Annotated in this window: 3 protein-coding genes and 2 pseudogenes; 2 read left to right on the top strand and 3 right to left on the bottom strand. The window is 43.6% G+C overall.

Annotated elements, in window-relative coordinates; all coding sequences use genetic code 11:
* Window positions 1-1,493, top strand: a pseudogene (locus tag DPV68_RS14755) (IS1182 family transposase); the annotation flags it as partial.
* A 57-nt stretch (window positions 1,494-1,550) separates the two neighbouring features.
* Window positions 1,551-1,634, top strand: a pseudogene (locus DPV68_RS14750) (IS3 family transposase); the annotation flags it as partial.
* 82 nt (window positions 1,635-1,716) lie between these two features.
* Here the strand turns inward: DPV68_RS14750 and DPV68_RS14745 are convergent.
* The 3 genes from DPV68_RS14745 to DPV68_RS14735 are packed head-to-tail and all read right to left on the bottom strand — an operon-like array spanning window position 1,717 to window position 5,205.
* Complete coding sequence (locus DPV68_RS14745; RefSeq protein WP_114167513.1) at window positions 1,717-3,195, bottom strand: glycoside hydrolase family 1 protein; 1,479 nt, start codon at window positions 3,193-3,195, stop codon at window positions 1,717-1,719.
* A gap of 15 nt (window positions 3,196-3,210) precedes the next feature.
* Window positions 3,211-4,875: a lactose-specific PTS transporter subunit EIIC gene (locus DPV68_RS14740; protein WP_232819671.1), complete on the bottom strand. Its 1,665-nt coding sequence runs from the start codon at window positions 4,873-4,875 to the stop codon at window positions 3,211-3,213.
* Between the two features lie 18 nt (window positions 4,876-4,893).
* A complete protein-coding gene (locus DPV68_RS14735) occupies window positions 4,894-5,205 on the bottom strand; it encodes a PTS sugar transporter subunit IIA (protein WP_114167511.1) in 312 nt (103 codons plus the stop codon).
* Window positions 5,206-5,302 lie beyond the last annotated feature (97 nt).

Genomic DNA, 5,302 nt, shown 5'->3' with positions numbered 1-5,302 from the left:
CCCTAGATTTAGAAGTCCGTCTCCAGGAAAACGATATCGCCTTCGCCGTCCACGACCTCGTCGAACAGATCCCCGACGAGGCCTTCGAGCCGTTCTGGCGAACGACGGGCTGCCCGGCCTATCATCCGCGCATGATGATGAAGATCGTCCTTTGCGCCTACACGCAGTCTGCTTTCTCGGGCCGAAAGATCGAAGGCCTACTCAAGGACAGCCTTCGGATGATGTGGCTCGCCCAGGGCCACGAGCCGAGTTATCGGACGATCAACCGTTTCCGCGTCCACCCGGCCGTCGCCCCGATCCTGAAGGCCGCGTTCGTCGCCTTCAGATGCCATCTCGTCGAGAAGTCGAACTAACTGTACGACGAACTGATGGCCGACCAGGTCATCCCCGAAATCGAACGGGAGAGCCCGGACGCGCTCTCGGTCCAAGAACTCGAACAGGTCGCCGCACGACTCGAAGAAAAGATCGAGGCCATCGACGAGGAGATCGCCTCGACGACCGACGTCGCCGAACGGAAACGATTGCGTGCGGAACGGAAGGTGCCCCGTCGTCTCCACAAACAGGCCGCCGATTTCGCCGCCCGGAAACGCCGATACGAGGAGCACATGGCCATCTTCGGCACACGGAACAGTTACTCGGAGACCGACAGGGACGCGACGTTCATGCGGATGAAAGAGGATCACATGAAGAACGGCCAACTGAAGCCCGGCTACAACGTCCAGATCGCAACCGAAGGTCAGTACACGCTCGCCTATGACGTCTATCCGAACCCGACCGACATGAAGACGTTGATCCCGTTCCTCGACGAGGTCGAAACGTTCCTCGACCTGCCCGCCCATATCGTCGCCGACGCGGGATACGGGAGCCAGCCGAACTACACAGACATCCTCGAGCGCCGGAGGCGCCTGCCCTTGATCCCGCACACGATGTACCGGAAGGAACAGAAGAAGAAATGGCGCGAGGACCCGTTCAACACCGCGAACTGGGCGTACGATGGCGAGACCGACACGTTCACGTGCCCGGACGGGAGACGGCTCCCGTTCAGCCATGAGTCCCAAAGGACCGACCGGGACGGCTTCCCCCGCGACTTCCGTGTGTACGAGTGCGAGAGCTGCGACGGCTGCCCGTTCCGAGAGTTGTGCACGAAGGCCGAACCGGGGAGACACCGCCAGGTCAGCGTGAACGGGGCCTGGGAAGAACAAAAGCATATGATGAGAACGCTGCTTTCGGATGAGAAAACCGGTGCCCTCTACGCCCGACGCAAGACGGACGTGGAACCAGTTTTTGGATATCTGAAGGCCAATTTGGTTTTCACCCGCTTCTCCGTCAGGGGAAAACAGCGCGTGAAACGCGAGCTCGGCTTCGCCCTCATGGCGGTGAACCTACGGAAGTTCATCGCCAAAGGCATCGGGGGAAGTGCAAAGAAGGGGTCCGGCCACCGAAAATCGGTGACCGGACCCCTCTTTTTCTTAAAAAGCTCTAAAGCCGGCTAGTTATGTCCCAGCCTCGTCATCGTTCACCAACATTGCGTAAGAACCACTCCTATTTTGCACTACACATTCTACAACCATGACCGTTTCCAGAAACGGCTAAACGGCTTGAGCCCTGTCGAATACAGGTCTCAAGCCGCCTAGTTTGGTTTTCATTATTTGCCCTGTCTACTTGACGGGGAGCAGTTCACTTTTGTTTTCTGTTTATAAAAATTTTCTAATGAAATTACTTCGCTAACCCTTCTGAAATTAATGCTTGAACATCAGAAGTTAATTTTTCCCCGTTTGACTTGATGATTTCTTTATACCAATAGAAGCTATCCTTTTTTATACGCTCCATTGATGCGTTATCATCAAAATCTCTGTCAATATATATAAATCCATATCGTTTTTGATAACCATTTAACCAGCTGAGTAAATCTGTTAAAGACCAAGGTGTATAGCCAATCACCTCGGAACCATCCGCAATAGCGTTTTGAATCGCCTTCGCATGATCACGCAAATATTTAATTCGATAGTCATCATGAATTCTGCCATCTTCAACCGTATCGAATTCCCCTAATCCATTCTCTGTAATAAGAACCGGAAGATTGTATCGACTTGTAATTCTGGTAATTGCTACTTGTAAACCAGTTGGATCAATGGTCCAGTCCCAATTTGTTGCATCTGTAAACGGATTTTTTACTATTTTGTACAGGCCAGGAACCCCTTTCTCAGGAGTTGTTCCCTTTTCACCCGTGTTATTAAATGCATGGTTCATTTGAACTCCATCAAGTGGATTGGCAACAACTGTTTCTGTCCGGTAGTAGTTTACTCCCATAAAGTCTGGTTTCGCTTTCTCAAGTAACTGCCAATCACTTTCTTCAAATTCAGGCAGTAAATCATTTTCCTCCAAGTATCGCCACATTCTCTTAGGATATCTGCCAAACGCATAGACATCCATCCAAAAATAATTGTTATAATCATTCGCTTCATCTGCTGCTAATACATTTTCTGGCTTAGAATCTAATGGATAGTATGGCGAGTAAGCAAAACTTGGACCAATCTTTCCATCTGGTACATAATCATGAAATACACTAATAGCAGCTGCGCTAGCAAGATTCGCGATATGGTTAGCCTGATACATTCGTTTTCTGTCCTGTACACCCGGCGGATGGATGCCGGCCTCATATCCGTGACCAATAAAGACATTTTGTTCGTTTAATGTAACCCAATATTTAACCCGGTCTCCATACCGTTTAAATAAGGTAATGGAGAAGTTCTTAAAATCCTCAATGACCCTTCTTGATTCCCATGCTCCATATTCCTCCATTAGAGCTTGAGGGATATCCCAGTGATAGATGGTTAATACAGGTTCAATTTTATTGGCGATTAATTCATTAATAATATCATCGTAAAATTGAAGTCCTTTCTCATTCACTTCACCGTACCCTTTAGGATAAATCCGGCTCCATGCTACAGAGAATCGATACGCTTTCAGACCCATTTCAGCCATTAAACGAATATCTTCTTTATATCTGTGATAATGGTCAACTGCAACATCACCGTTTGTTCCTTTTAGTGTCTTGCCGGGAATATGAGAAAAGACATCCCAAACTGAAGGACCTTTCCCATCCTCATTCCATGCACCTTCTATTTCATAAGCTGCAGAAGCCGCTCCCCATAAAAAGTCTTTAGGAAATGCTTGTTTTTTGATATGTTCCAATTTAATATCCTCCTCTTATGATGCTAATTGGCTTAATACGAAAGCTAATGCCTTTTCAGGATTCCTAGTCAAATCTATATATTCTTTACCACCTGTAGATACCAATTTGATTCCTAAACGATCTGTATCCTTTTTTAGCACTTCATAGTTTGATGCAACCTGTGGAGCTAAAATAACTAAATCATAATCTTTCAAAATATCATTATGTGATCCATAGGCTCCTGCCGCAGCTGAAATAGAAACATTACATTCTTTTGCACCCTTTGTTAAGGCATTAGCTAATAATCCGCTTGTACCACCGCCTGCACAAAGGACTAAAACATTTTTCTCATCTGTTATTATGTCTTGTTTAACTTCAAGTACAACTGTTTCGCTTTTCGGAGCAATTACTTCTTTGACAGGATGATTATTTTCTTCAAGTTCTTGTTGAATCTTTTGCTTGTCGTAAACTTTGAAGAATGGATAATAAATAAGAAAGTCTACTATTAATAATAGAATGGCCAAGAGAAAGGCAAAACCGGCAAATCCAGTACCCATGATGATTCCAAGTGGACCAGGAGTTGTCCAAGGCAAGACATACATGAATGAATTCATACCTAAAACATCAACAAAGAATTTAAAAAGCCAAACGTTTACAATCGGTGCAAGTATAAATGGTACAAAGAAAACGGGATTTAGAACGATCGGTGCACCAAATAATACTGGTTCATTGACACCAAAAAGAACCGGGATGGAAGAAGCTTTACCAACAGCTTTTAGTTGTTTTGACTTTGCTAAGAAAGCGAACATTAAAGTAATAACTAAAGTTGCGCCAGTTCCGCCTAAAGTAGCAACGAATTGTTGAACACCAGGTGTTAAAATATTTACTGCTTGTTCCCCGTTTTGATACATTTGTAGGTTTGCTTGAATATTAACGTAATAAATTGCCGCAACAGCTGGTTCTACAATTGAAGGGCCATGTATGCCGATAAACCAGAATAATGCTATCGCACCATAAACAATCGTGAGACCTAAATAACCATCAGCCGCTGAAAAGAGAGGTTTGAAGAATTCTATAACTGCCTGTGCAAAGTTTATTTCGAAAAAGCTTCTAAATACCAGGTCAAAAAGCCAGAAGAGGATCGTTGTAACTGCAAATGGAATTAAATCCTTGAACGTTTGGGCAATATTTGGCGGAACTTCTTCAGGTAATTTGATTGTCACGTTATTTTTGATACATACTTTATAAATATTAGCTACAGTAAAAGCAGTAATAAATGCTGTAAGTAATCCGGTTGATCCCATATATCCACTTGCAAAACCACCGTCAATTGGATTAGCAGCTAACAGCAAAAATCCAACAATAGCCGCTAGCATCGTAGATATATTACTTATCTGATTATTCTTTGGCAATTCCCGATTAAATGAGTCAGTTAAATGTTTTGCTGTAGTAGCCGCGACAACTAAGCCCAATATTCCCATTGAATATGCATACGGTTTCATTAATATTGTTTCAATTTCTTTGCTCCAATAAAAACCAAAAATATTCGGCACGTATGCTACCAGTAAAAAGATACTTGAGAATAAGACAATCGGCATTCCAGAAATGAAGCCATCTCTAACCGCTCTTAAATAGATATTCCGAGAAACCTTTTCGAAAAAAGGTTTCATTTTTTCTATTTGTGTAATTAAGGAATTCATCATGGAGTTCATAAATAATCATCCCTTCGTATAAATGTCAATTAAATGTTCAACAATATCACTTAATAGTAAGGTAGTCATTAAATGATCCTGGGCATGTACCATAATAAAGCCTAACTCAATGGATTCCCCGCCAGCCTCTGCTGCTAGTATTTGGGTTTGGGAATTATGTGCTTCTGTTAAGCTTTCCTTCGCCTCTTTCACTAGTCCTTCTGCAGCATCTAGGTTGCCTTTTTTTGCTTCATTAACAGCTTGTAATAATTTTGAACGTGCTTCACCGGCGAATGCAACAATTTCGAAACCTACCATGCTCACTTCTTCTTTATTCATATCTAATCCTCCTTAGTGAAAATAATAGAAATGTTTTGTTTTTGTTCTATTATGTTCTTTTTTGTTTATTTTTGTTTACATTCAAACTATATATCAG

This window comes from Exiguobacterium sp. TNDT2, assembly GCF_003331145.1.
Classification (GTDB): Bacteria; Bacillota; Bacilli; order Exiguobacteriales; family Exiguobacteriaceae; genus Exiguobacterium.
This window is presented reverse-complemented; position numbering and strand designations above follow the sequence as displayed.

Bases quoted from the DNA above. Each gene is read 5' to 3' on its own strand.
- DPV68_RS14740 (WP_232819671.1), bottom strand. From the start codon at position 4,875: ATGAATTCCTTAATTACACAAATAGAAAAAATGAAACCTTTTTTCGAA.
- DPV68_RS14735 (WP_114167511.1), bottom strand. From the start codon at position 5,205: ATGAATAAAGAAGAAGTGAGCATGGTAGGTTTCGAAATTGTTGCATTC.